At 73.9% G+C, this 25,255-nt stretch carries 14 protein-coding genes; 7 read left to right on the plus strand and 7 right to left on the minus strand.

The genetic code is table 11. The annotated features are described in order from the left end of the window. Positions 1–12 precede the first annotated feature (12 nt). A complete protein-coding gene (locus WME79_RS47530) occupies positions 13–4,284 on the minus strand; it encodes a serine/threonine-protein kinase (protein ID WP_437529212.1) in 4,272 nt (1,423 codons plus the stop codon). 7 nt (positions 4,285–4,291) lie between these two features. Beyond that, the gene (locus WME79_RS47535; RefSeq protein ID WP_437529215.1) at positions 4,292–4,990 is read right to left on the minus strand and encodes a hypothetical protein; all 699 of its coding nucleotides are present in this window, start codon (positions 4,988–4,990) and stop codon (positions 4,292–4,294) included. Positions 4,991–5,328: 338 nt separating this feature from the next. On the opposite strand from WME79_RS47535, the gene WME79_RS47540 reads away from it, so the two are divergent. Together WME79_RS47540 and WME79_RS47545 are read left to right on the plus strand one after the other, a co-directional pair. Continuing rightward, the gene (locus WME79_RS47540) at positions 5,329–6,813 is read left to right on the plus strand and encodes a serine/threonine protein kinase (protein ID WP_437529218.1); all 1,485 of its coding nucleotides are present in this window, start codon (positions 5,329–5,331) and stop codon (positions 6,811–6,813) included. A 260-nt stretch (positions 6,814–7,073) separates the two neighbouring features. After that, complete coding sequence (locus WME79_RS47545; protein WP_437529220.1) at positions 7,074–8,228, plus strand: ferritin-like domain-containing protein; 1,155 nt, start codon at positions 7,074–7,076, stop codon at positions 8,226–8,228. Positions 8,229–8,284: 56 nt separating this feature from the next. On the opposite strand, the gene WME79_RS47550 is transcribed toward WME79_RS47545, so the two are convergent. Both WME79_RS47550 and WME79_RS47555 read right to left on the minus strand, forming a co-directional pair. Beyond that, entirely contained in the window at positions 8,285–9,364 is a 1,080-nt protein-coding gene (locus tag WME79_RS47550; RefSeq protein WP_437529223.1) for a hypothetical protein, read from the minus strand. A 281-nt stretch (positions 9,365–9,645) separates the two neighbouring features. After that, positions 9,646–9,864 (minus strand): hypothetical protein, encoded by a 219-nt coding sequence (locus WME79_RS47555; RefSeq protein WP_437529226.1) that lies wholly within the window; start codon positions 9,862–9,864, stop codon positions 9,646–9,648. A 333-nt stretch (positions 9,865–10,197) separates the two neighbouring features. On the opposite strand from WME79_RS47555, the gene WME79_RS47560 reads away from it, so the two are divergent. The 3 genes from WME79_RS47560 (at position 10,198) to WME79_RS47570 (ending at position 14,592) form a co-directional block, all read left to right on the plus strand. Continuing rightward, positions 10,198–10,941 carry an RNA polymerase sigma factor gene (locus tag WME79_RS47560; RefSeq protein WP_437529229.1) on the plus strand — a complete coding sequence of 248 codons (744 nt, stop codon included), beginning with the start codon at positions 10,198–10,200 and terminating at the stop codon, positions 10,939–10,941. Further along, a complete protein-coding gene (locus WME79_RS47565) occupies positions 10,938–12,248 on the plus strand; it encodes a FecR domain-containing protein (RefSeq protein ID WP_437529232.1) in 1,311 nt (436 codons plus the stop codon). The genes WME79_RS47560 and WME79_RS47565 overlap by 4 nt, the downstream gene beginning before the upstream one ends. Before the next feature lie 187 nt (positions 12,249–12,435). Then, on the plus strand, positions 12,436–14,592 hold the full coding sequence (locus WME79_RS47570) for a biotin carboxylase N-terminal domain-containing protein (RefSeq protein WP_437529234.1): 2,157 nt from the start codon (positions 12,436–12,438) through the stop codon (positions 14,590–14,592). Positions 14,593–14,677: 85 nt separating this feature from the next. Here the strand turns inward: WME79_RS47570 and WME79_RS47575 are convergent, their stop codons facing one another. The 3 genes from WME79_RS47575 to WME79_RS47585 form a co-directional block, all read right to left on the minus strand. Next, a complete protein-coding gene (locus WME79_RS47575; RefSeq protein WP_437529237.1) occupies positions 14,678–15,907 on the minus strand; it encodes an ADYC domain-containing protein in 1,230 nt (409 codons plus the stop codon). A gap of 194 nt (positions 15,908–16,101) precedes the next feature. Continuing rightward, a complete protein-coding gene (locus WME79_RS47580; protein WP_437529240.1) occupies positions 16,102–20,145 on the minus strand; it encodes an nSTAND1 domain-containing NTPase in 4,044 nt (1,347 codons plus the stop codon). Positions 20,146–20,173: 28 nt separating this feature from the next. Continuing rightward, positions 20,174–21,982, minus strand: coding sequence for a sigma 54-interacting transcriptional regulator (locus WME79_RS47585; protein ID WP_437529242.1), 1,809 nt, complete (start codon positions 21,980–21,982; stop codon positions 20,174–20,176). A gap of 570 nt (positions 21,983–22,552) precedes the next feature. Here WME79_RS47585 and WME79_RS47590 point away from each other — a divergent pair. Then, positions 22,553–23,620, plus strand: coding sequence for a hypothetical protein (locus WME79_RS47590; RefSeq protein ID WP_437529245.1), 1,068 nt, complete (start codon positions 22,553–22,555; stop codon positions 23,618–23,620). A gap of 156 nt (positions 23,621–23,776) precedes the next feature. Then, a complete protein-coding gene (locus WME79_RS47595) occupies positions 23,777–25,216 on the plus strand; it encodes an SIR2 family protein (RefSeq protein WP_437529247.1) in 1,440 nt (479 codons plus the stop codon). Positions 25,217–25,255: the final 39 nt, after the last annotated feature.

Here is a 25,255-nt window from a genome sequence, read left to right on the forward strand (position 1 = left end):
GGGGCGGCTTGCCTATGCCGGCTGCGTCGGCTGATCCAGGGCGGCCTCGGCCGCTTCGCGCTCGGCGATGGCGGCGGCGTGGCGGCGCAGCCGGTCGCCCATCACGTTCGGGATGCGCTCCGCGGCCTCGAGCGCGGCCGAGAGCGCGCTGCGCGCGGCGGCGAGCCGGCCGCGGCGCAGCGCGGTCACCGCGCGGATCTCGAGGACCTCGATGTGCTCCTGGCCCACGGAGCTCTGCGCCGACCGGTCCAGGAGGGCGTCCCACGCGGCGTCGTCCGCGGCGCCCCTGTCCTGCGTGGCCAGATCGATCATGGCGCAGAGCACCTCCTCCGAGGGGACCATCAGCGCGTCGGCCTGGCCCTCGGCGCGGGCCCGCTCCTGCATCTCGCGCATCTGCTCGAACAGCGCGCGCGCCTCGGCCTGCTCGCCGCAAAAGAAGAGGAACCGGGTCTTGAGGAGCAGGGCGACCGGCCGGCACGCCCCGCAGAACCGGTGCCGCTCGATCTCGAGCGCGCGATCGATGTGCGGCCCCGCCGCCGCGAGGTCGTCCATGAGGTAGAGGTACTCGCCGAGGTTGTACTCGCCGACCCGCTCCAGCGCGCCCTGGCCGAGGTCGCGCGCGAGCGCGAGCACCCGCTCGAGGTCGGCGATCATCCGGGCCTTGTCGCCGCGGCACGCCCAGAGGAGCGCGCGGTTGTTCGTCACGACGCAGAGGTGGAGCGTGTCGTGGTGCGCCTCGCAGAGCGCGATCGCCCGGCCGAGCGCCTCCTCGGCGTCGTCGAGCCGGCCGAGCCCCTGGAGGACGAAGCCGAGCATGAGCAGCGAGATGACGAGCGTCTCGTACCCGTCGTCGCCGAGCGAGGCGGCCGACGCCGCCGCGCGCTCGAGCGCGGCGGTCGCCTCTTCCTCCCGGCTGAAGCGGTGGAGCGTGCGTCCGGCGCCGAGCGCGAGGCGCGCTGTGAGCGCCGGCGACAGCGTGATCTCGTCGGCGAGCAAGCCCGCCTCCTCGACGCGCTCCTCGGAGCTCTTGAACTCGTCCATCCAGTCGAGCGCCGTGGCCTCGTCGAGCAGGATGTCGATCTGCGCCCGGACGTCGCCGCGCGCCTGCGCGATGGCCCGCGCGCTGGCGAAATCGGCGAGCGCGTCGTGGTAGCGGCCCAGGCGGTAGCGCATGAGGCCGCGGCCCCGGTGCGCGGCCGCGCGATCGGGGCGCACGCCGCCCGGCGCGCGGCGGCTGGGCGGGCCGCCCGGGGCCGTCGGCTCGATCGGCTGCTCCAGGGCGCGGCTGTAGAGCGTCTCCGCGTCGAGGTAGGCGTGCCGAGCGCGCGCGCGCTCCGCGAGGGTGAGGTAAGCGATCTCGGCGATCTCGCCGAGGCCCGCCTGGGCGGCGTGGTACGCGAACGGGATGAGGCGCTCGTTCTTGAGGTGCGGCGCGTCGCGCTCGCCGGCCTCGTCGCTCGCGGCGTCGCGGTGCAGCTTGAAGGCCGCGAGGTGGACGCGCCGGCGGAGCGGCTCGGGCGCGCCGCGGGCCACCGCCTCGCGGACCAGCGCGTGGCGGAAGCCGATGCGGCCCCGCCGGTCCTGGACGAGGAGGCCCGCGGCGATCAGGCGCTTCACGGCGACCGCGGCGTCGAGCGGGAGGTCGTCGGCCTCGCCGTGCTCGTCGAGCCGGTGGAGCACGCCGGCCACCTCGCCGACCGCGAGGTCGGGGCCGAGCAGCGCGATGAGCCGCGCGTGCGCCTGAAGCGCGGGCGGGAGCGCGTCGATCTCGCCGAGGGCCAGCCAGTCGAGGAGCGGCATGTCGGGGAGCCGATCCAGCTCGTCGGTGGCGAGGTACCACGCGTCGCCCCGCGGGTGCCGGCGCACGACGCCCCCGCGCTTGAGGCCGCGCACGAGCTCGATGAGCAGGAGCGGGACGCCCTGCGCGCGCTCGACGAGGTGCGCGACCGCGGGCTCGGGCACGTCCTCCGCGGGCAGGAGCAGCCGCCGGCACAGGGCGATCGCGCTCTCGCGATCGAGCGCCTCGAGGCGGTAGGTCTCGCGGCGCGCGGCGCGCTCGCCGAAGGAGGGGCGCGCGCTCTCGAAGCTCGGCCGCCCGAACGCGCAGATGAAGAGCGGGGCCTGCGCCTCGGCGAGCGCCGCGTACTCGAGCGCGGCGAGCGCCGCGTCGTCGGCCACGTGCGCGTCGTCGAGCACCACGAAGAGCGGCGTCCGGCGCGATCGCCGGCGGAGGGCCTCGCCGGCGGCCACGGAGAGCGCGGCGCGGAGCGCGCCGGGCGCCGCGGAGAGCGCGCGGAGCTCCGGGTAGCGCTCCTCGGCGAGCGGGTCGTCGCTGATCCAGCCGAGCGCGAGCGCCACGGCGGCGCCGAGCCGCGCCTGCTGCGCGCCCGCGAGGCGGCGCCGGAGGAGCGCGCTGCCGCCGTCCGCCGGAGGGGACGACGGCAGCGCGAGCGCCCGCTGAAGGATCTCCCGGACGACGCGATCGGCCCCGCCAGCGACCGGCTCGCCGGTCCGGAGCTCGATCACCTCGGCGCGCCCCTCGATCGCGCGCAGCCGCTGCGCGAGCGCGCCGGCGAGGCGGCTCTTGCCGTGGCCGGCCACGCCGATGACGCTGGCGATGGTGGGCGTCGCGGTCGCCACGGCGTCGCGCGCGCCTGCGACCAGCGCGTCGAGCACGTCGCTCCGGCCGAACAGCGGCTGGGAGCTCGAGTCGAACGCGGTGTCGGCGTCGGGCTGGGCGGCGGCCGGACCGGGCCGGGCGGAGGCCGGCCCTGGCGGGGGGAGGCCGTCGCCCGGGGCCTGGGAGGCGTCGTCGCCGAGCGCCGCCGCGGCCGCCGGCGACAGGGTGAGGCCTGCAGGGCCGCTCGCCGCGAAGCGGTCCTCCCGGTGGAAGAGCGGGCTCAGGAACCGCCGCGTGCCGTCGGGCCGCGGCTGGACGGACACGGTCGCGAGGTCGAGTACCCCGCGGGAGAGGACGCGCTGCTGCTCGAGCTCCCGGCCGGCGTGCACCGCGCGGCGCAGCGGGCTCGCGCCGTCCGCGTGATCGAAGACGGCGACGAAGCGGCCGCCCGCGGCGTGGGCGAGCTCCCCGCCCAGGGCGCTGAGCCTCCGCTGGAGGGCCACGACGTCGAGCCCGGCCTCGAAGAAGAGGAGCGCGACGGCGCGCCGCTCGACGCTGCGGGCGCTCGGCGGCGGCGGCTCGGTGGTGGGGCGCCGGAGGCGCGAGGGGCGGCGCTCCTGGCCGCGCTCGAAGCTCTCCAGGGCGGCGCCGAGCGCCGCGGCGCTCGCGAAGCGCTGGCCCCTGTCCTTCGCGAGGCACCGGAGGACGATCTCCTCGAGCGAGCGCGAGATCGGCGCGATCAGGGAGGGCCGCGGGGGGCGGCGGCTGAGGTGGTCCTGCCGCACCAGGGCGGGAGGTCCCCAGAAGGGCGGCTTGCCGGTGAGCAGCTCGAACAGCAAGGCGCCGAGGGCGTAGACGTCCGCGCGCGCATCGACGTCGCCGCGGCCGTCGCACTGCTCGGGGGCCATGTACTCGGCGGTGCCGGGCGCGTCGTTCTCGGCGGTGAGGCGGGGCGACGGCTCGCGGTGCCCCGCGGCGAGGCCGAGATCGATGATGGTGGCGCGGTGCCCGCCGTCTCCCGCGCGCGCGGCGAGCGGCGCGACGGCGACGAAGATGTTCTCCGGCTTGACGTCGCGGTGCACGTAGCCGCGCGCGTGGATCGCCTCGAGGGCCCGGAGCGCGGCGCACGCGAGGGCGCACGCCTCACGCGCCGGCATCGGCCCGGCGACCCCGCGCGCCACGAGGCGGTCGGCGAGCGTTGGGCCGTCGAGGTACTCCATGACGAAGTACGGCGCGCCCGACGCGAGCTGGCCGCACCCGTAGACGGCGGGCACGTGGGGCGGCCCGACGTCGTAGAGGACCCGCATCTCCTTGACGAGGCGTGCGCTCGCGTCCGGCCGGTCGGCGCGCGCGACCTTGATCGCCACGGTCGGGCCGCCCTCCTCGGGCTCGGCCGCGAACACGGCCCCGAACCCGCCTGCGCCGGCGAGCCGGACGCCCCGGTAGCCTTCGATGCTGGGCAGAGCGGTCGCGCTGAGCCAGCTGCCGCTGGACTCGTCCGTGCCGCCGGGCGCGCCGGGCTCCGGGCTGGCCTGCCGCAGCACGGGGCCGTGCTCCGGACACCCCGGATCCGCGTGCGCGACGCGCCTGCCGCACTCCTTGCACCGCGCGGTGGGCGCCCCGGAGCGAGCCGCGCTTCCGCCTCGACGAGCATCGGGCAACATGGGGTCCTCATGGCAGGAACGTCGTAATCACCGCGGGCCACGACTCGCCTCGATCGTCGGTGCAGCTCGGGCGATAGCCGTCGGCTGCGCTGAGCGCGTCACACGCGAGATCGCATGAGCCCACGATGTGAATGTTCGGGCAATCCCGGACGCCCCCTTCGGGCTCGGGGAGGCCCGCGGCGCAGTCCCTGCTGAGGGCCCGAGAGCTCTCCACGTTGGATTCCTTGTAGCAGGCATAGAGGCGGGGGGGAGTCGCGAACAGATTGCCCCAGAACGCGCCTTCCTCCATCGGATACGACTCGACCTCGCCCGCGTCCGGGTGCCTGAGGGCGAGGTGCGCCGCGCGCGACGAGATCATCACGGAGACGCCGGCCCGGTTGGCGCGCGACGCCACGCAGGCCGAGACCCACTGCTCCCGGGACTCGCTCAGCGGCGCGATGGTCCAGCTCGCCGCGAGCCCGAGGTACCCCGGGTAGACCTCCTCGCGCAGCTCGCCGTGCTCGTCGCGCCACGAGAACCTGAACGATTGCGACGGGGTCAGCGCGCAGCCGACGATGTATTGAAGGAGCTGCCTGGACATCGCGCCGAGCTCTCCTGGGCGGGTGATGGCGGCGCGGACCGCCGCCGAGAGGGCGTTCGAGGCGAGTCTGTTCGGGGCGAGCGCATTCGGGTTGAGGGCGTTCGGGTTGAGAGCGTTCGGGTTCAACGCGTTCGGGTTCAACGCGTTCGGGTTCAGCGCGTTGTGATTCAGGAGCGCACTTGAGACCTCGTCGACCGACCCCCACTCCGCGGGAAATCCGTCGCTGCCACCGCAGCACGGCAATGAAGCCAACAGAAATGTGTGTGCGCACAGCGCTCGGATTCGCCTCTTCATCTATCCCCCTCCGCGCCCGTTCTGCTAGCAGATGGAATAGGCTACCGTAAGGATAACGATGGATTTACTGTACCACTTGGCGAAGCGACGTGTAGCGCCAACCCGGCCGTCTGGCGCGGAGAAAATCCTCGCTCGGGTGAGTCCTTAGTCGCATCGGGGGGGTTATGACGATGGATGCTTTGGCGACACGAGATAACGAGACGCGGGCATTTTCACTGGAGGAGAGGTCCTTTTCCCGAGGCGAGCTGCCGTGCGGCACGCGGGCGGGTGAGTATGGCGTTGTATCGCCCATCGCCCGGGGCGGATGTGGGGCCGTGTACGAGGCGATCCACCTCAAGACCGGCGCGCGGGTGGCGATGAAGGTGCTCCACGGGACGCTCGCCGCGTCGCCGAAGATGGTGAAGCGCTTCCTGCGCGAGATCGAGGTGGTGCGGCTGCTCAATCACCCCGGGATCGTTGAGATTTATGAGGCCGGCGAGCTCGCGGACGGCCGGCCATTCTATGTGATGGAGCACCTCGACGGGGTGACGCTCGACGTGCTCCTCCGGCAGGAGGGGCGGCTCTCGCCGGAGCAGGCGCTCGAGCTGCTCGAGCCGGTCTGCGCGGCGCTCGACGCGGCGCACGCCGCCGGGATCATCCATCGCGACGTGAAGGGCAGCAACATCTTCGTCTCGCGGGGCGCCCCGCGGGCGGTCAAGCTCCTCGATTTCGGGATCGCCAAGCTGATGGAGCCGGACGAGGGGGCGAGCGGCTTCACCACGGCGGGGAGGGCGCCCGGCACCCTCACGATCATGGCGCCCGAGCAGATCCTCGGCGGCGTCCTCGACGCGCGGGTGGACGTGTATGCGCTCGGCGTCCTGCTGCACAGGCTCCTCACGGGCAAGCTCCCGTTCTACTCGCCGGACGCGACCGAGCTGCTCCGGCAGCACCTGGAGGAGCCCGCGCCGCGCCCGAGCCGGCGGACCCCGCTGCCGCCCGCGCTCGACGCGGTGGTGCTGCGCTGCATGGAGAAGCAGCCGGAGCACCGCTATCCTTCGGTGAAGAGCTTCCTCTACACGCTGCGCGAGGCGGTCGGCGAGCCGACGTCGGGGCGGAGCAGCATGCCGGAGCTCCAGACCGACGCGATCGCGATCTACCTCGATCTCCGGGTGCGCACCGACGCCGACGATCTCGACGACGCGCTCGCCGAGGAGCTCGGCCTCGTGCTCGACCTCGCGGAGGAGCGCCTCCGGGACGCCGGGCTCACGCTGGTCTCCGTGACCGGCAGCGAGATCCTCGCCGTGCGCCTCCTCTCCAGCGAGCTGCGGGAGTCGCTGCTGGAGCGCGCGGCGGTGATCGAGATCGCCGCCTCGCTCCACGAGGAGATCGCGCTGAGGAGCGGCCCGGACACGCGCGTGCACACGAACCTGTGCCTGCACGCTGGGCAGGTCGTGGTGCGCTCGGTGAACCACCCGGAGATCATCGGCGGCGACCTGGCCCGGGTCGGGGCGTGGGCGCCCGTCGACGCGGTGCAAGCGCTCTGCGCGACGGAGGCGGCGGTCCGTGGGATCGGCGGACTCGATCTCTCCGCGGGGCCGCCCGGGCTCCTGCTGATCGGCGAGAACTCCGGGCACTGCTCCTCGCCCGCGCCGACGCTGCGGTGCCGCGCGCTCTGACGCGGAGGGCGCGCGGCCAGCGTCGGCGCGTCGACGATGCGCGCAATGCGCGCGCCGCGCCCCTGCGACGTGCGATGTCAGGCGGGCGAGGGGCGCGCGCTCGGCGTGGACCCCCTGGCCGACTCGGGAGCTCCCGGAGTCGATATGACGACGCAAAAACTAGCGAGAGGCGATTGCCGCTCGATGATAGGTGCCATTATAAGGGCCGCCCGCGGGTCGCTCGGCCTCGCGCCCGCGCCTCGCCGCTCCGGAAAGCTCTCATGTCCATGCGCCTTCAGCAAGCACTCCAGACCCTCCTCGATTCCGCCCCTCTCCTTCGCGACGCATCGAGCAGCGGTAACGTCCGTGTGCTCGCCTCGCTCCTCGGGCCCGCCTTTCGCGGCTTCGTCCAGCGGCGAGGCAAGGGCGTGGTCTCGACCGATATCTCGGTTGGATACGAGGCCAGCTTTAACTGGAGTTACGGGCGGGACGACCCCGACATGGCGAGGCTCTACCACCTCGCCAAGACGTCCCAGTGGAACGCTGCGACAGACCTCGACTGGTCGCGTAGCGTCGACTGGCTCGACCCGTCAATGCCGCTCTTGCCCGACAGCTGGATGCCGCCGTCCAAGCTGCCCGCCTGGGGCAGGCTCTCCGAGCGGGAGCGCGCGACGCAGCGCCACGGGCTGCTCTCCTGGATGCTGAGCCAGTTCCTGCACGGCGAGCAGGGCGCCTTGTTCGCGGCGTCGCAGATCACGGAGTGCGTGCCGTCGCTCGACGCGAAGCTCTATGGGAGCACGCAGGTCGCCGACGAGGGGCGCCACGTCGAGGTGTTCCACGCCTACCTGACGCAGAAGCTGGAGAAGCTCTACGAGATCAACGACAACCTCTATGTCGTCATCGACGCGATCATGAGCGACGGGCGGTGGGACATGAAGTTCCTCGGCATGCAGATCATGATCGAGGGCCTGGCGCTCGGCGCGTTCGGGTCGATTCGACAGGTGACGAGCGAGCCGCTCCTCAAGGACGTCCTCCGGTCGGTGATCACCGACGAGGCGCGCCACGTCCACTACGGGGTGCTCGCGCTGAGCAGGTTCTACCGCGAGGGCATCGACGAGCGGGCGCGGAGGGAGCGTGAGGACTGGGCGTTCGAGCTGTCGGTGCTCCTGCGCAACCGCTTCCTGGCGCACGAGTTCTATGACGAGTTCTACGCCCACCGCATGACGCGCTGCGCGTGGGACGAGCTCATGCTCCAGAGCGACCTGATGGGGTTCTTCCGCCGGACGATGTTCCGGCGGATCGTGCCGAACCTGAAGCGGATCGGCCTGCTGCCCGCGCGGATGCGGCCGCGCTACGCCTCGCTCGGCCTGCTCGAGTACGAGCACGGGCGGGCGGCCAGCGAGCTGACGGCCAAGGAGCTGCTCGACGAAGCGTGAGGCGAGGGCGTCCGAGGGCGAAAGAGGCGGACGCCCGCGCCGGTCCCGGGGAGGGATCAGCAGGTGGATCGGGCGCAGGCCGAGAGCTCGACGCCGCACTGCTTCTGGATGCAGCTGAAGTCGCCGTTGCAGACGGCGAGCGACCTGAAGGCGCACGAAAGGACCTGATCGGCGAAAAACTGAGCGTTGGGGCAGCCCCGCGAGACGCAGCTGGAGACGCACGCGACGCTGAATTCCGGCGGCATCCGCTCCCTGTCGATGCACCGGGCGGCGCAGGTGACCACCTCCTGGCAGTCCACGGGGTCGCACACGCCGCAGTCCTGGGGGCAGAGGCCGCAGTTTTCAAAGCTCTCGCAGACGCCGTTCTCGCACACCGAGCACACGCCGCAGTCGCGCCGGCATGACGCGCACGTCTCTGTCCCCGAGCAGATGCCGTCGCCGCACGTGGAGCAGGCGCCGCAGTCGTCCGGGCAAGAGAAGCAGCTCTCCAGCCCGGTGTTGCAGACGCCGTTGCCGCAGGCCTCGCAGACGCCGCAGTCGGGGGCGCATGAGCGGCAGTCCTCCCGCGGCGAGCAGACGCCGTCGCCGCAGCCCTGGCAGACGCCGCAGTCGCTCGCGCACGTCGAGCACGTCTCGGCGCCGCTGCACACGCCGTCGCCGCAGTTCGGACACACGCCGCAGTCGTCCGGGCACGTCGAGCACGACTCGCTCGCCGGATCGCAGGCGGCGTCGCCGCAGCGCGGACACAGGCCGCAGTCCTCGGCGCAGCTGCCGCAGTCCTCTGCGCCGTTGCAGGCGCCGTCGCCGCACGCCGCGCAGACGCCGCAATCGCTCGCGCAGCTCGAGCACGTCTCTGCCCCCGAGCAGGCGCCGTCTCCGCACCCCTGGCACGGGCCGCAGTCGGTGGCGCAGCTGCCGCAGTCCTCCGCGCCGTTGCAGGCGCCGTCGCCGCACGCCGCGGGCTCGGCGCCGGACGAGCTGTCGTACTCCCACGTCTCGGTGCGGCCGCAGCCCGCCGCGAGCGAGGCCCCCGCGAGGGCGACGAGCGCGGACCAGGCGAAGGCGCGCGAGGAGAGGAAGCCAGGGCGATGCCGCCCGGACCGCAGCAGGAAGCTCAGCCGGCTTGTGGTACCCATACGATCAGCCCCGGGGACACGAGAGGTCTGGTTGTCAGAGGGAGCGGGACCGGCTCGCGGGCTGCAGCGGCGCCGCGCTGAGCCGTCCACGGGAAGGCGCGCGGACGGAACATACATGGAGACGGCCCGCGGATGGCGCCAAAGCACAGGCGCGCCGGCGCTGCATCCCCTGCGGAGCCGAGGGGCACAAAATGAAAGAGGGCGGCGCCTCCGGAGAGGCGTCGCCCAAAGCGCTCCGCGGTGCGCGCTTCACCGAAGAAGCGACGCGCCGCGCAGAGAGCTCACTGCTTGGGGGCCTCGGCGGGCGCCGCGGGGGCCGCCGCCGGGTCGGCCGCGGGGGCCGCCGGGTCAGCCGCGGGGGCCGCCGCCGGGTCAGCCGCGGGGGCCGCCGCCGGGTCAGCCGCCGGAGCCGCGCCCGGGTCGGTCGGGGCCGGGGCGCTGCCGCCGCAGGCGACGACGAGGGACGACACGGCGACGAGCGCAAGAACGAGCTTCTTCATGGAATCCTCCGAAAAAGAGGGCGGTCAGGCCACCCTCACAACCAACAGGCGTGTGAACCGCACGCAAATCCGGCGGCCACCACCCAGACGCCGCGGGGCCCCAGAACGGCTCACAGTTTTTTCGATGAGCCGCCCGGGCCCGACCAGGCGTCTAGAAAAGTGTGGGAAGCTCGGGGCGCTCCTGATGCCGCTCTGGACAGGTGCCCAGGGCTCGGCGCTCCGCCCGCTCCGAGGGCCCGCCTCCCGCGAGGGCATCGCGATCACCGTCTGCTGTACATTTCCAGTCATGTCCCCTGGTACGAACGCATGGCTCTGAGACCTCAGCGAGGGCGCTTGCGCCTTGTCGAACCGGTCGTCCCGGCTGCCCCGGCCGCGGAGGCCCAAGAGGACATGGGCGACGCCGGGCCCGCGTTCGCTCCGGAGGAGCGCGGCCGCGGCGATGCCCGGCGCGCGCAGGACAAACGGTCCTCCTCCGTCGCGACCGGGCCGGCCGAGCGCGGCTCAGGCCTCGCGGAGCTGCCGGACGCGCAGCTCGTGGTGCTCGGCGCCCGCGGGGACGTGGGCGCGCTCGAGCAGCTCTACCGGCGGCACGTCGCCTTCGCCATCCACCTCGCGACGCGCATCGAGGGCTCTGCGCGCGACGTGGAGGACATCGTGCACGACGCGTTCCTCCGCGCCTACGAGCGCCTCGACGATCTCGTGGATCCCGCCGCGTTCCGCGCCTGGCTCGGGTCGATCATCGTCCACAAGGTCCGCTCGCGGATGCGGCGCGCGCGGCTGCTCGGCGTGCTCGGGATGGGCAAGTCGAGCGAGCCGGTCGATCTCGACGCCCTGGCGAGCCCGGCCGCGTCGCCCCACGCGCGCGCGCAGATCGCGCAGATCTACGCCCTGCTCCAGACGTTGCCGGCGGACGACCGGATCGCGTGGATCCTCCGCTCGGTGGAGGGGCACGATCTCGAGACGGTCGCGCAGATGACGGACTGCTCGCTCGCGACCGTCAAGCGGCGGATTTCGCGGGCGCAACACTTCCTCGACGGTCACTTTGTAGATTCAACCAGCAGCGAGGCCTCATCATGAGCCGGCGAGGGCTACCCCGGATCGCCCCGGCAGATCTGCGCGACCACGCGACCGAGGAGCGGATCGCGCGCGTCTGGGACCGCATCGAGCACGACCTCGGGGCGCGCGAGCGCTCGTCGCCGCGGCGCGCGGGCATGGCCGCGATGCTCGCGGCGGCGACGTTCGCGGCGTTCGGCGGGGGCCTGTGGCTCGGCAAGGCGATCTGGAGCGACGAGCGCGCGGCGCCCGCGCCCACCGCCGTGGCGCCGGCCAACGACGCGCCGTCGCTGGTCGACGTGTTCGCCGCGGGCTCGCAGGGGCGCACCTTCCAGCTGCCGGGCGGCGGCAAGATCTCGCTGACAGCGGGCACGACCGTCGAGGTCGAGCAGGCGGACGGCGGCGCGCTGACGCTGCGGCTCGTGCAGGGCGAGGCGTGGCTCGACACCGTGAGCGGGACGCGCACAGCGGCGCTCGCGATCGTCGCCGGCGAGGCCCGTCTCGCGGCGGCGGCGGGCAGCGTGCTGCGCGTGAAGCACAACGTCGACGCGATCGACGTCAACGTCGCGGATGGCTCGGTCAAGCTCACGTCGCCGGCCGGCTCGCGGGAGCTCGGGCGCGGCGACGCCGAGGAGGGCGTGCCGATCCGGCAGCGGATCGCGGTCGTGGCGCCGCCGGAGCCCCGGCGCGCCCGCGCCTCGTCGCTCCCGCGATCGAGCGCGGAGGTGGCGCCGATCGAGCCGCCGGCGGCCGCCGCGCCGGCCGCCTCCGCCGCGCCGGACTGGCGCGCGCGGTACAACGCGGGCAACGTCGCCGAGGCGCTGCAGAGCCTGCAGCAGCAGAGCGGCGGCATCGACGGCGCCATCGCCTCCGCGAAGACGGCGAGGGAGCTGATGGACCTCAGCGACCTGCTGCGCGGGAAGGGCGGCGATCGCGCCGCGGCGATGCGCGCGTTCGCGCGTGTGGTCGAGGGCTTCCCGAGCGACGCGAACGCGCCGATCGCGGCCTACAAGCTCGGCGACATGTACGCGAGCATGGGCGAGCAGGCGCTGGCGGCGAAGTACTACGAGCAGGCGCGCTCGCTGTCGCCCGAGGGCAACCTCGCGGAGGACTCGTTCTGCAAGCGCATCCGCGCCGAGGTGGTCGCCGGCCACAAGGAAGAGGCCTCTCAGATGGCCAAGGAGTACGTGGCCAAGTACCCGGACGGCCGGTGCGAGGATGTCCAGCGCATCGTCTCCGGCGAGTCCGGCGAGGAGGCGGCCGAGGAAGAGGAGCACGCCGCCCCGCCGCCCCAGCCTCCGCCGGCCCCGGACGCGAGCCCGACGCCGTAGAGCGGGGTGCGCCCGTCCACGTCGATCGCGCTCCGTCGGGCGCGGTGGACATGCTTGACACCCCTGGCGGTTCTGCGCTTGCTTGGTCGCTCGCCGCGCCGGAGAACCGCTCAGGATGACCACCGCCGTCCGCACCAGCTCTCTACCTGCTCGCAACGACGTTCCATCGCTCCCGTCGTGGAAGTTGGTGTTGCCCCGAGGCGGCTATGTGTCCTCGATGGAGGCGTTCACCACCGCGATGGGCGTCCCTGGCTTCGTGCTGCTCGATCTGGGCACGCTGGCCGGCGGCAACGACGCGCACCGGCTCCTCGGGCTGCGGTACCTCATCGCGAACGGCGAGGTGTGGAGGACGCACTTCGGCTGGCAGCGCCCCCTGGAAGCGGCGCTGCGCAGGGCGCTGCTCGACGAGGAGCGGGTGCAGGAGCTCCTTGCGGCGGCGGAGGGGCTGCTCGCGCGGATCCGGGACACGCGCGCGGCGATCACGGCCGCGGACCGCGACGGGTTCGCTCGCTACCTGGAGAGCGGGCTGCTCCGGGCGCTGAAGCGCCGTGATTTCGACGACGAGCGCTTCCTCAAGTTCCTGATCCTGGAGCAGGACGAGCCCTCGCTCCGCGAGCAGGCGGCGGAGCTCCTGCGCTCCCGGGCCGGCGATCTCCTGCGGGAGGACGCGCAGGTGCTGGATCTCCTGTACGCCGCCGCGCATCGCCTGGACAGCTACCCCGCCACGACGGTGAGCGCGGGCCAGCTCAAGTACATCCTTGTCGCGGACAAGGGGGAGATGGGCGTTCGGGCCACGCGGGAGGCGATCGCCCTCGGCAAGATCCCCGTGGTCCTTTACAGCCTCCAGGACGACGCGAACGCGCTGCAGCTGCGGATTGCGCGGGAGGGCGGCGGGTTCGGGGTGGGGCTCGAGGGGAGCTTCCGCGAGAGCTACGCGAACTTCACCCAGATCGCGGACAAGGTGAGGGCCGAGTTCGAGCGGCGCTTCGGCGACGGCTGGCAGGAGGAGCTGTCGCGCGCGGGGCTCTATCCCGGGTACGGCCCGCTCGCGGAGAACGCCGCGGCCATCCGGCACTTCCGCCAGAAGAACATCGTCTTCGTCGGCCCGATGCAGGACGTGGTGGAGAGCGCCGGCGACAAGCGCAAATTCCGCCTGATGGCCCAGGATTTCGACCCGACCGCGGTGACGCCGGGCATCGTCATCGACAGCGACGATCCGGGCGAGATCCAGCGGATCGTCCTGGAGGCGCACGCGGCAGGGCGCTTCACGTTCCCGGGGCGCCTGAAGGCCGCCAACGGCGGCGGCGGCCGCGGGCAGGCCGTCATCCCGACGGTCGAGCAGGTGCCTCAGGCCATCCAGAAGGTCCTTGGCGAGATCAAGGCGTACAACTGGCAGCCGGGCGTGATGTTCGAGCAGAACATCCCGGAGACGATCCACCTGGAGGTGCAGGTGCTGCGGGATCGCTACGGCAACACGCGGCACTTCGGCATGCGCGACTGCAGCGAGCAGCGCGCGAGCCAGAAGATCCAGGAAGAGGCGCCGCCGGCCCTGCTGCGGCGGTATCCGGGCCTGGAAGGCCGCATCTGCGGGCTCGCGGTGCAGATCGCGGAGCGCGTGGGCTACGTGGGCGCGGGCACCGTGGAGCTGATGTTCAAGGAAGGGAAGTTCTACTTCCTCGAGATGAACACGCGGATCCAGGTGGAGCACCCCGTCAGCGAGGAGACGTACGCCATCAAGCGGAAGCGCAGCCGCGTCCCCGTGAACCTCGTCGCGTGGCAGATGCGCATCGCGGACGGGCAGCCCATCGATTTCGAGCAGGACCACGTGGTGCAGACCCACTGTAGCCGCGAGTTCCGCATCAACGCGGAGAGCTGGAATCCCGATCTCAGGGACTCGCGGGACGGCGGCAAAGGGCTGTTCTTGCCCAACGCGGGTATCTTCGATCGCATCGCGCTCCCCGACACGGACGCGATCCGCGAGGCGCTCGAGGAGAAGGGCCTCACTGACCTGAAGGTCCGCTTCGACTGCGGCTTCGAGGCCGGGGACGTCCTCGTGAACAAGGACCCCACGTTCGGCAAGCTCATCGTCTCCGTGAGCTGCAAGGACCCGGACAGGGTCTATGAGCTCCTGCGGCTCGCGTCCCTCGAGGTGCTGAAGAAGATGAAGATCGAGGGGCGGCAGGTGCGGCCCGACGGGACGCCCATCCAGGGCTCGCCCTTCAAGACGAACCTCCAGGATCACGTGCGCATCCTGAGGATGCCGCTGTTCAAGCGCCACTCGAACGACGACGACACCGGTCGCCACGTCAACTGGCTCGTGGCCGCGTTCCGCCAGGAGGCGTGAGCCGGGGAAGCCGCGGTGCTCCGGGCCGCAGAGGGGGCGCGGGCGGCGGAGCGCGGCTCGGCCGCCTGCACAGCGAGGGCGCTGCCTAGCGGTCGACGGGCTCGGTCGATAGCCGCTCGATCGCGTCCGGTTCGGATGCAGACACGTTGAATAACAGATAAGAGCTGGGGGACAGGCCGCTGGCTTCCTTTTCCGAGCCGCACGGCTCGATCGCCTGAATGCACTTCGGTGCCCGGTCTTCCCAGCGCGGGCGAGCCACACACAGCGCCCCTACCGAGGTCCACGCCGCCTCGAACGCGAATTTCCCCTCTTCCGTCGTGGCCGTCGTCTGGGAATCCAAGGGTGTTTTGGTGTCCCAGATCCCGATGGTCGTGCCGTCGCGTGTCCAGGACACCCCGGTGCCGCAGTAATCGGCGCGCGCCATCCGGGTGCACGCCTCCTGGAGGTGGTTCGGCACGGGATCACCAGCCGTCCCGAGGAACGCCGGCCCGTAGCCCCAGACGTTGCACTTGGCCACGGCGGACGTCACGCAGGCGAACGTGAATGCATCGCTGTCGTCGTCGAGGTTCCCTCGCTCATTCCAGACGCCGGGGACCGGGATCGCCAGATCGCCATAGAGCCGGTCCTCCGGATCACGGCACGCTGGATAGGGGGTGCCGTCCAGCGGATCGATGAGCATCACGCGGTACAGGAGAGGCGGATCGGCGTCCTCGTCCTGTCTGCTGTCCGAGACCACCTCGTTGATGACGGCGTTGACGGAGAGAGTCCCCGACCCGTCGGCGCAGCGGAGGCTCGCGTTGAAGCGCGCTCCAGTCCACTTCACATCGCCGCTGCTGATGAGCCTGCCATGACGGACCGTGACGCCGGGGATGGGCACCCCATCGGCGTCGACCGCGCTGCTCAGGGAAAAGCTCCTGGGCACCTCCACGGCCTCGCAATCCCCGCCATCCATGATGCCATGGAGCGTTGTCCCTTGCTGAGGCCAGCGTTGCCTCAGGTCGTCGGGCGACATCGGGGTCCCGAACTTCTTGCATGTCACGCACTCCTTCAGCGATGGCAGCAGGCTCGTGGTGTTCGGCATCAAACTGAGCTCGCCGCCCTGCGCCTCGCGAGCCAGCGGCTCGACCTCCTCGGCGAGGGGGAGCTCATCGATCGGCTCCTCGCCCACGCACGCGGCGCCCAGCAGGGGGGACGCACCCACGAGCGCGACGGCCGCGACGCGCTCTGCTCGCCGAAAGCTCGACGCGCCGCCCGCTGCGCCGCGCACGACGGCCCGTCGCGTCCCCACCCTGGATCCCGTGAAAAGCGCCATCATGAGTCTACCTCTCCCTTGCTCGCGCGGTATTCGCGCCTGGGTCCATGCCCGGCCCCGCGCCGCATTCGGTCTCTGGCAACCGACGTGCCGACTCAGCCGTCCCGCCGATGGCGTCGGCGGCGGTAGACCAAGCAACCCTTGCTTGTGGGGCGCGGGCTCCAGCAAGCAAAAATTGCCGAGCAAGCAAGGTTGGCTCAACGCTGGGGACCGGAGCCCCCTGATGGCCCAGGCGTCGCGCAGAGCCGGAGACCGATGAGCGGGTTGCGGAGGGTCGGCTCGGCCATCTCGCGGTTGCTGCTCGCGCATGCCGCCGCGTCCTGATACCAGCTGCCGCCGCGGAGCACAGGCTCGCCGTCGCGCCCGGCCGATACCGTCCACTCCCACACGTTGCCCGCGAGATCCTGGACGCCAAAGGGGCTGTCGGAGGCCGGGTGCGCGCCCACCTCGTCGGGCCCGAAGCCGAGCGGCTCGCGCCCGTAGGTCACGTCGTGGTTGGCGTCGTCGGGCTCCAGCCGGTCTCCGCCGGGATAGACCCGGTCGTCGGCGCCGCGGGCGGCGCGCTCCCATTCCAGCTCCGTGCACAGCCGCGCGCCGGGCACGCGGCCGGTGCCGGCCAGCCAGGCCACATAGGCCAGCGCGTCCTCGAAGGAGACCGCGGCGACGGGGAAGAGGCGCCAGTCCTGGACGGCGCGCCGCGCGCGCCCAGGGTAGCGGAGCAGCTCGCCCTCCCGCGCGCGGTACTCCTGCGCCGTGGGCCGCATCGAGAGCTCGAAGCCGCCGCCCTCGGCCTGGCGCAGCGCCAGCGCGTGCCAGTCCTTCTGCGCCGCGGGCGTGCGCCGCGCGCGCTCCTCCGGCGACAGCGCGCGCAGGTACGCCATCCAGTCGGCCAGCGTGACCTCGCGCCGCGCGATGAGGTAAGCGCCCGTCTCGGCCGTGTGGAGCGGCTGGCTGTTGAGCATGCGCCGCAGCTCTCCCTCCTCCATCCCGAAGAGGAAGCGCCCGGGAGGCACGTAGACGAAGCCCTCCGGGAACGCGCCCGCGTCCGGAAGCGCGACGTCGATGCGCTCGACCTGGGCCCGCTCGAGCACGAGGGGCAGCGTGACGGGCGCGCGCCCCTGCGCCGTGAAGGAGAGCACGAACGATCCGCGCTCGATGTCGAGACCCTCGAGGGGCGTCCTGCCGAGCGCGCGCGGCTCCGACAGGACGCGGCGGCCGCCCGCCACCTCGAACCGTCGGAGCGTCACGTCGGCGCCGGCCGGCGTGGTGCCCACGGCGAGCCGCGCCGGCGCGCGCCAGCGGCGCCGGCGCTCGCCCCCGTCATCGTAGGCGGCGAGCCGGCTGATGAGCTCGTCGCGCTGCTCGAAGCGCCGCTCGCGCTCCGAGAGCGCGGCGCGCTCGTACAGGGCGTCGCCGAGGAGCGCGCGCACGTCGGCTCGGTCCGCGTCGCCGACGCGGAGCGCGACCTCGAGCTCCTGCGATGCGTGTGCGTAGGCGCGATCGGCCTCCGCGGCGGCGGCGCGCGCGTTCTGCCACGTCGACTCGCCGCCCGCGATGTCCTCTCCGGCGAACCGGGCGAGCGCGTCCTGTCCGCGGGCGCTCGACCGCCCCGATCCGGCCCGCGCCTCGGCCAGCGCGCGCGACGCCTGGCCCACGTGCGCGTCGACCCGCCGGTCGAGCGCCCGCGCGGCGCTCAGGCGCGCGGCGACCACGGCGGCGCCGACGAGCAGAGGAACGCCGAGCGCCGCGGCCCAGCGCGCCGCCGTGCGCCGGCGCGCCATGCGACGAGACGCCGACAGGAACGCCAGCTCCTGCGGCGCGAGCGCCTCGTCCGCGACGCCGCGCAGCTCGCGGAGCTGCCGGTCTCCCCAGAGCGCGTCGGCGGGGCGGCCGAGGCGCTCCCACTCGGCGGCCGCGCGCTCGATCCGGTGGACCACGGCGCGGCGCTCGGCGTCGCCGCTGAGCCAGCCGTGCAGCGTGTCCCAGCCCCGGATCAGCGCCTCGTGCGCGATCTCGTAGGCGCTCTGCGCCCCGGCCTCCGCCTCGCGGGCGACGAGCAGCCGCCCTCGCACGAGCGCGTCGAGCGCCGCCCGCGCGGCCGTCCTCGCCCCGGGCCCGCGCGCCGTCGCGGGGAGCTCGGGCCCGAGCAATTCGGCGTCGGTCCGGTGCGCGCGCGTGCCCTCCGGGCTCACGAGCGCGAGCAGGATCCTGCGCGCGGCCGCGCGCTGCTCGGGGGAGAGCGCGCGGAGGACGCCGTCGGCGTGGCGCGCGAGCGCGCCTGTGACGCCGCCGAGCCCCGCGAGCGCCGCCGCGGGGATCTCGCGGCGCGCCTCGTCGCGGGCGTCCCAGAGCTCGGCGAGCGTGAACTGGAGGAGCGCGAGCCCGCCGTCCGCGCGCGCGGCCTCTGCGACCAGCGTCTCCACCGTGCCGGCGGCGAAGCGGAACCCCTTCGCCGCCGCAGGGCCGACGATCGCGTCCCGCAGCCGCTCGGGCGAGAGCGGGCGCAGGAGGTAGAGCGCCGGCGACAGCTCGTCACCGAGGCCCGGGAGCGCGCCGAGGCGACCGAGGAAATCGCTGCGCGCCGTCGCGAGCACGCGCACGCCGCCGCCCCAGCGCAGCAGCCCGGCGAGGATCCCGGCGGCGAGGGCCGCCTCGGCGGCGTCCGCGAGCGCGCAGAGCTCCTCGAGCTGGTCGAGGAAGAGCAGCACCGGGGTCCCGCGCCGGCGGAGCTCCCGGCCGAGGGCCAGCGGCTCCGCGCGGAGCCGCTCGGCGAGCTCGCGCTCGCCTTCGCCCGCGAGCGGGCCGAGCGCCGACGCGAGCGCCTCGACAGGGCGCGGGCCGAGCCGCGCCGAGGCGATCGCCCACGCGCCGCCCTCGCCGAGCGCGCCCTCCGCGACGGCGGGGAGCACGCCAGCGCGGCAGAGCGACGACTTGCCCGCGCCGGAGTCGCCCGTGATCAGGACGAACGGCTGCGCCCGCAGTCGGTCGAGGATCGCGCGGATCTCCGCGTCGCGGCCGAAGAAGAGCCTGCGGTGCTCCGCCTCGAAGGCGAGCAGCCCGCGGTAGGGGTTGCCCTCCGGGACGGCCGCCTCGGCGCGGCGCGCGACGAGCTGCTCGAGCGCCTCCCGGAGCTCGTCGCCGGAGCCGAAGCGCAGCGTGGGATCGCGCTCGAGGCAGCGATCGATGACGGCGGCGAACCGCGGATCCAGGCCCGGCGCGAGCTCCGCGATCGGCCGCGGCGCGACCTCCTGAACCAGGCGAGGCAGATCGGCCAGCGTGGCGCCGTGGTGGGGCGCCCTGCCGGCGCAGAGCTCGTGGAGGAGCACGCCGAGGGCGTAGACGTCCGCGCGCGGGGTCGGGGGCTCGTCGCGCCACACCTCCGGCGCCATGTACAGCGGCGTGCCGACGACGTCCTCGCCGTCGCAGCGAGGGATCCTGGCGCGCGGCGCGCCCGGCGCGCGAGGGACCGTCGCCTCTGCGGCCTGGGGGCGCGCGGCCCCGGGCTCATCGGGCACGGTCGCGCCGCCCTCGTCGGCGCGGGGGCCCTCCGCCGGCAGCGACGTGGTGGCGTCCACCGCCCCGGGGCGCGCGCGTCCCGGCTCGCGCGATCTCGTTGCCTCCAGAAGATCGCCGGTCGTCGCTGCCGTGTCCCCGCCGCGCTCGGCGACGGCGCCGCTGTCCACGGCCCTGGCGTCGCGGTCCGCGGCGCGCGCTTCAAGGAGCGCCGCCGCTTCGCCCGCCTCGGGCAAGAGCTTCGCCAGGCCGAAATCGAGCAGCTTCACCTCGCCCTCGTCCGAGATGATCGCGTTCGCCGGCTTGATGTCGCGGTGGAGCACCCCGCTCCGGTGCGCGGCCGCGAGGCCCCGCGCGAGCGCGACGCCGATGGCGAGCGCCTCCTGCCAGCGGACAGGCTTGTCGAGCCGGTCCAGGCTCCGGCCGCGCACGTACTCGGAGACGAGGAACGGTCGCCGCCGCACCTCGCCCACGCGGTGCACGGCCACCACGTTCGGGTGCGAGAGCCGCGCGATCGCCCGCGCCTCGGCGAAGAAGCGCTCGCGGGCCGCGTCCGTGGGGGACTCGGTCGCGATGAACTTGATGGCGACGCGCCGCGCCAGCAGCCGGTCCTCAGCGAGGTAGACGCGACCCATCGCGCCGCGCCCGAGGGGGCTCACGATCCGGTATTCCTCGAACTCCTCGGGGGGGGCCCACGCCGCGCCCTCCGCGGGCCCGTTCGCGCTCACGGCTGCGTCGTCCCTCCCCGCGGCGCGCTCACGATCTCGACTTCATCCCTCGCTGGGAGAGGCCGTATTGCTTCACCTTGAACACGAAGGTGCGGAGCGGCATGCCGATGAGCTCCGCCGCGCGGGTCTGCACGCCGCCCGTGGCCTCGAGCGCCTCCTCCATGCGCCGGCGCTCCAGCTGCCTCAGCTCCTCGGCGATGGGCATGAAGCGCGGTCGCTCGGCCGGAGGCGGGGGAGCGCTGCCCGGCGGGGCCCCCGCCGCCCCGGGCGAGGGCTGCTCCTCGGCGGCTCGCCCCGCCGCGCGCATCGGGAGGTCCCAGGCCTCGACCCTGTCGCCCTGCAACGTCGCGGCCGCGAACTCCATCGCGTTCTTCAGCTCCCGGACGTTGCCCGGCCACGCGTGGGCGGCGAGCAGCCGGAGCGCCGCGTCGGAGAGCTCGACCGGCGGCGCGCCGAGCCGATCGCGCGCCGCTGCGAGGAACGCGCGCGCAAGGATGGGGATCTCGCGGGGCCGCTGCCGGAGCGGCGGCAGGTCGACCGTGGCGGCGCCGAGGCGGAAGAGCAGGTCCTGCCGGAAGCGCCCCGCCTTGCACTCGGCCTCGAGGTCGCGGTTGGTCGCGGCGACGACGCGGATGTCGACCTCGCGCTCGCGCACGTCGCCGAGGCGCGTGACGCGCTTCGCCTCGAGCGCCCGCAGGAGCTTGGCCTGGGCGCCGAGGGGCAGCTCGCCGACCTCGTCGAGGAACACGGTGCCGCCGCTGGCGCGCTCGAGGAGGCCCGGCTTCGCGGCGGCCGCGCCGGAGAAGGCGCCCTTCTCGTGGCCGAACAGCTCGCTCTCGACGAGGGCCTCGGGCAAGGTGGCGCAGTTGAGCGGGACGAACGGCCCGCCGGCCCGCCGCGACCCGTGGTGGACGGCGGCGGCGGCGTTCTCCTTGCCGGCGCCCGTCTCGCCGAGCACGAGGACAGGCAGGTCGCTCTGGGCGAGCCGCCGGATGAGATCGTAGAGCCGGATCATCGCGGGATCCGCGAGGAGCAGCGTCTGCTCCCCGAGCCGGTGCTGCACCGTGGCGGCGGCCGCGGAGGCGAGGCCGCCCGGGGCCGCGGCCTCGGCGGCCGCCCGGGCGATGGAGAGCAGCGTGTCGGCGTCGCAGCCGTCCGCAGGGAGGCAGGCGACGCCCGCGCGCAGCGCCGGCGCGACCGGGGCGAGCGCCGCCACGAGGTCGGTCGCGGCGGCGAGCGCGGCGTCGCCGGTGAGCTCCGGAAAGACCGCGGCCAGCTGCGCGGCGCCGCCCAGGCCGACGGTGTCCATGAGGCGCACGGCGGCGATGGCCCGCTGGCCCGCCTCGGGCCGCGCGCCGTCGCCGAGCAGGACGGCGATCACGGCGAGCGGAGAGCCGTAGTCGGCGGCGCGCTCGATCTCCTCCTCGAGCCGCTGGCGCAGCTGCGCGGCGTCCGCCACCCGCCGGCTCACCCGCGCCTCGCAGCGCAGGATCAGCGCGATCTCGCCGAGCGTGATCACGTCCCCGGAGCGGAGCGCCCGCGCCCCCTCGATCCGCTCGCCGTTCACGCGCACGCCGTTGTGGCTCTCGAGATCGGCGATCCGCACCTCGCCGTCGGCCACCATCAGCCGCGCGTGCCGCCGGGAGATCGCGCTGCTCTCGATGCGGATATCGGCCTCTGCGGCGCGCCCGACGAGCACCGCGCCGCTCGCCGGCAGGGAGAAGCGCGACGAGGAGCCGCCCTGGATCACGAGCAGGTGTGGGCGCGCTCCGGCCGGCGCCGCGGACGCGGCCGCGAAGGATTTCGTCTCCTCGGTCGGGTCGGCGGGCAGGCGCATCGATGCGTCAGTATCGTTCGAGGCGGCACGCCGCACAACGCGCTCGGCTCTCCGGGCGGGGCGAGGCGCCGCCGCGGTCGCGCACCGTGACCCGAGAGCCTCGCCCACAAGATCACGATCTGGGAGGCGTGGCCGCGAAGCACGGATGGGCCGTGGAGACACCGCGGATCCCGGGGCTCCAGTATCCGAGCTGGGATGAGCTCGAGGCGCGCTGGGAGGCCGAGCGCGAGGAGATGGAGGCCAGTCTGATCCGGAAGGGCTGGAGCACCGGACCCGGGGGACCGTCACGCAGGCGGGGGTGGGAATCCCGGAGGCTCGGCGCGGGACGCGGCGTGACGAAAGCGCTCGCAGCGAAATATTACGAGCACGCGCGGCCGCTCTCGCTCGATGGGCGTGTCGCGGTGGAATCGTTCGGCCAGCGCAGCCTCGGCGATGTGGTCGCGGACCACAAGAAAGAGGCAATTCAGATGACAACAGGGTATGTGGCCAAGTACCCCGATGGCCCGTGCGAGGATGCCCAGCGGATCATCTCTGGCGCGGAAGCCGCCGCAGAGGACGGGCCTCTGCCGCTTGCGCTCGGCGCGCGCTCCGCGCCGGGGGCTGCCCGCGCTCGCCGTCTCCGCGGTCGTCGTCCAGCTGAGCTTCGCCCTCCCGGCCGCGGCCGCCGAGCCGCGCGCCGTCGTGGCGATCACCAGCCGCGCATCCGCGCCGGCCGCGCCGCGGCTGCCCGACGCGGTGGCGCCTATCGAGGTGCGCGTCGCCCTGTCGCGCGGCGCGGCGGAGGAGGTCTCCAGCGTCCGCGTGCGGCGCCTGCTCGAGATCGAGCTCCCGGACGGCGCGGCGCTGGCCGCCGAGCCGGTCGGGCCGCTCGGCGATCGCGTCGCGACCGTGTGGGTCGACCGGCCCACCGCGGCGCGCCTCGAGATCCAGGTGCGCCTCGACGGCCGCGCGGTCCTGCGGCGGCAGATCGCCGTCTCCGGCCTCACCTCGGACGTGGCCGCGCGGCTCGTGGCGATCGCCGCCTCCGAGATGATCCTCGCCGAGATGCGCCGCGCGCGCGCCCCGCGGCGGCCGCCGTCGCCGCGGCGCCCCACCCAGGACGAGGTCGAGCTCGCCTCGCGCGATCTCGACACCCTGTCCGTCTCGGCCGGGCCCTACGCGGCGGTCGTCTCGGGCGGCCCGCGGGTGCTCGGCGGGGCCGGCCTCGCGCTCGGCCTGCGGCGCTTGCGGCTCACGGAGTCGCTGTTCGCCCGCCTGCTGGCCGCGCCGTCCGGCGGCGAGCCGCTGCGATGGCTCGAGGCGGGCTTCTCGGGGGACTACCGCTTCTGGCTGGCCGCCTCGTGGCGCCTCTCGATCGGCGCCACCGCTTCCGTCGCATCGCTCAGGCTGCCCGCCGCCATCTCCGTCGATGGCATCGCGGGCGAGCGCGATACGTGGTCCGCCCGCGCTGGCCTCGGGCTCGGCGTGGAGACCCGGCTGGGCGGCCCGGTGTGGCTCGGGCTCACGCTGGACCCGGGGATCGTGCTCCGGCCTGCGCCCTACGAGGACGCCCGCGGGGAGGCGGGCGCCGTCGAGGGGGCCTGGCTGGGGGTCGGCCTCTCGCTCGCCACCGAGCGGCGCTCCGCGCCGCCGCGGTGAAGGTGCGGCGCTCCGCGCCGCCGCGGTGAGGGTGCGGCGCAGAGCGCCGCCGCGGTGAGGGTGCGGCGCTCTGCGCCGCCGCGGTGAGGGTGCGGCACGGTGAGGGGGCGGCGGGGCGCCGCCCGCTGGCGCAGATCCGCGGTATCGTGATCGCTGATGGATGAAGAGATCCTCGAGCAGCTGCGTGAGCGCTACACGTCAGGGAATCTGATCGTCTTCGCAGGCGCCGGCGTCTCGGCGGCTGCGGGCATGCCCACCTGGAAGCAGCTCGCCGAGAAGCTGCGCGACCGCGCGCGGCGGCGGAGCGCGGACCCAGCGGTCATCGACGAGATCCAGCAGTACATCTCCTCGAACCAGCTCATCAACGCGCTCTCGGCCGCGAGGCTCGCGCTCGGGCCGCAGGACTTCAACTGGACCGTCGACAAGGAGCTCGACGACACCGGCCGCGACGTGCCGGAGCTGGCGCGGGCGATCGCCGCGCTCAAGCCGAAGCTCAAGGCCGTGCTCACCACGAACATCGACCGCTTCCTGGAGCGCGCGTTCCAGGGCGAGTGGCGCATGGTCGATCGGCCGGCGGGCGACATCGCCATGGACAGGTGCTTCATCCTGAAGCTGCACGGCACGCTGCGGGCGTGGGACACCTGGGTGTTCTCGCGCGACCAGTACGACCGGGCGATCTTCGGCTCGCCCCTGCTGCAGGACGCGTTCGGCGCCCTCTACCGCACGCACTCCATCCTGTTCGTGGGCTTCGGCCTCGCCGACGACAACATCGACCAGACGCTCGCCCGCGTGCGCGCGCTCTCCGGCGGGCAGCCGCCGATGCACTTCGCGCTGCTCCCGAAGGGGGTGCCGCCATTCCGCCGCCGGCTGCTCGAGGAGTCGGGCGTCCGGCTCATCGTCTACGAGAACCAGGCGGGCGATCACGCGGAGGTCGCCCAGGTCCTCCTCGGCCTGGAGCCGGGCGCGGCGCCGCCGCCGCACGCCGCTGCGCCGCCGCACGCCGCTGCGCCGCCGCACGCCGCGGCGCCGCCGCCGCACGCGGCGCCGCGGGCTGCGCAGCAGTCGTCGCCCACGTTGCCGTCGTCGCTCGTGAAGGCGATCGCAGCGCCGCCGACGTCGACCCCGGCCGCGACGGCGGCGCCGCGACCGGTGCGCGTCTTCTTCTCGTACGCCTCGCGCGATGAGGAGCTCCTCGCGCGCCTCGAGGCGCACATGACCCCGCTCCGGCGGGAGGGGCTGATCGCGCCGTGGCACAGCGGGAAGATCGGCGCTGGTGAGGACACGGAGCGCGCGATCGGCGAGCAGCTCGAGGCGGCCGACCTCGTCCTCCTTCTGGTGAGCGCGAGCTACCTCGCGTCCGAGCAGGGCGACGCGCAGGTGGCGCGCGCGATGGATCGGCGCGCCGCGGGGCAGGCCGTGGTCGTGCCGATCCTGCTCCGCCCCTGCGACTGGGAGACGACGCGCTTCGCCGAGCTCCAGGCGGTGCCGCGGGACAAGAAGCCCGTGACCAAGTGGCCCGATGAGGACGAGGCGCTCCTCCAGGTGGTGCGGGAGATCCGCGCGGTCGTGACGAAGCTGCGCCCGTCGCTGAGGTGAATCTGCGCGCCCTCGCCCGAGCGGCGGCCCTGCCGCGCT

The organism is Sorangium sp. So ce726, from assembly GCF_051521405.1.
In the GTDB taxonomy this organism is placed as follows: domain Bacteria; phylum Myxococcota_A; class Polyangia; order Polyangiales; family Polyangiaceae; genus Sorangium.

What these genes read in the sequence shown, in the direction of transcription:
- WME79_RS47530 (WP_437529212.1), bottom strand. Translation starts at nt 4,284, where the DNA reads ATGTTGCCCGATGCTCGTCGAGGCGGAAGCGCGGCTCGCTCCGGGGCG.
- WME79_RS47540 (WP_437529218.1), top strand. Translation starts at nt 5,329, where the DNA reads ATGGATGCTTTGGCGACACGAGATAACGAGACGCGGGCATTTTCACTG.
- WME79_RS47545 (WP_437529220.1), top strand. Translation starts at nt 7,074, where the DNA reads ATGTCCATGCGCCTTCAGCAAGCACTCCAGACCCTCCTCGATTCCGCC.
- WME79_RS47550 (WP_437529223.1), bottom strand. Translation starts at nt 9,364, where the DNA reads ATGGGTACCACAAGCCGGCTGAGCTTCCTGCTGCGGTCCGGGCGGCAT.
- WME79_RS47555 (WP_437529226.1), bottom strand. Translation starts at nt 9,864, where the DNA reads ATGAAGAAGCTCGTTCTTGCGCTCGTCGCCGTGTCGTCCCTCGTCGTC.
- WME79_RS47565 (WP_437529232.1), top strand. Translation starts at nt 10,938, where the DNA reads ATGAGCCGGCGAGGGCTACCCCGGATCGCCCCGGCAGATCTGCGCGAC.
- WME79_RS47575 (WP_437529237.1), bottom strand. Translation starts at nt 15,907, where the DNA reads ATGATGGCGCTTTTCACGGGATCCAGGGTGGGGACGCGACGGGCCGTC.
- WME79_RS47585 (WP_437529242.1), bottom strand. Translation starts at nt 21,982, where the DNA reads ATGCGCCTGCCCGCCGACCCGACCGAGGAGACGAAATCCTTCGCGGCC.
- WME79_RS47595 (WP_437529247.1), top strand. Translation starts at nt 23,777, where the DNA reads ATGGATGAAGAGATCCTCGAGCAGCTGCGTGAGCGCTACACGTCAGGG.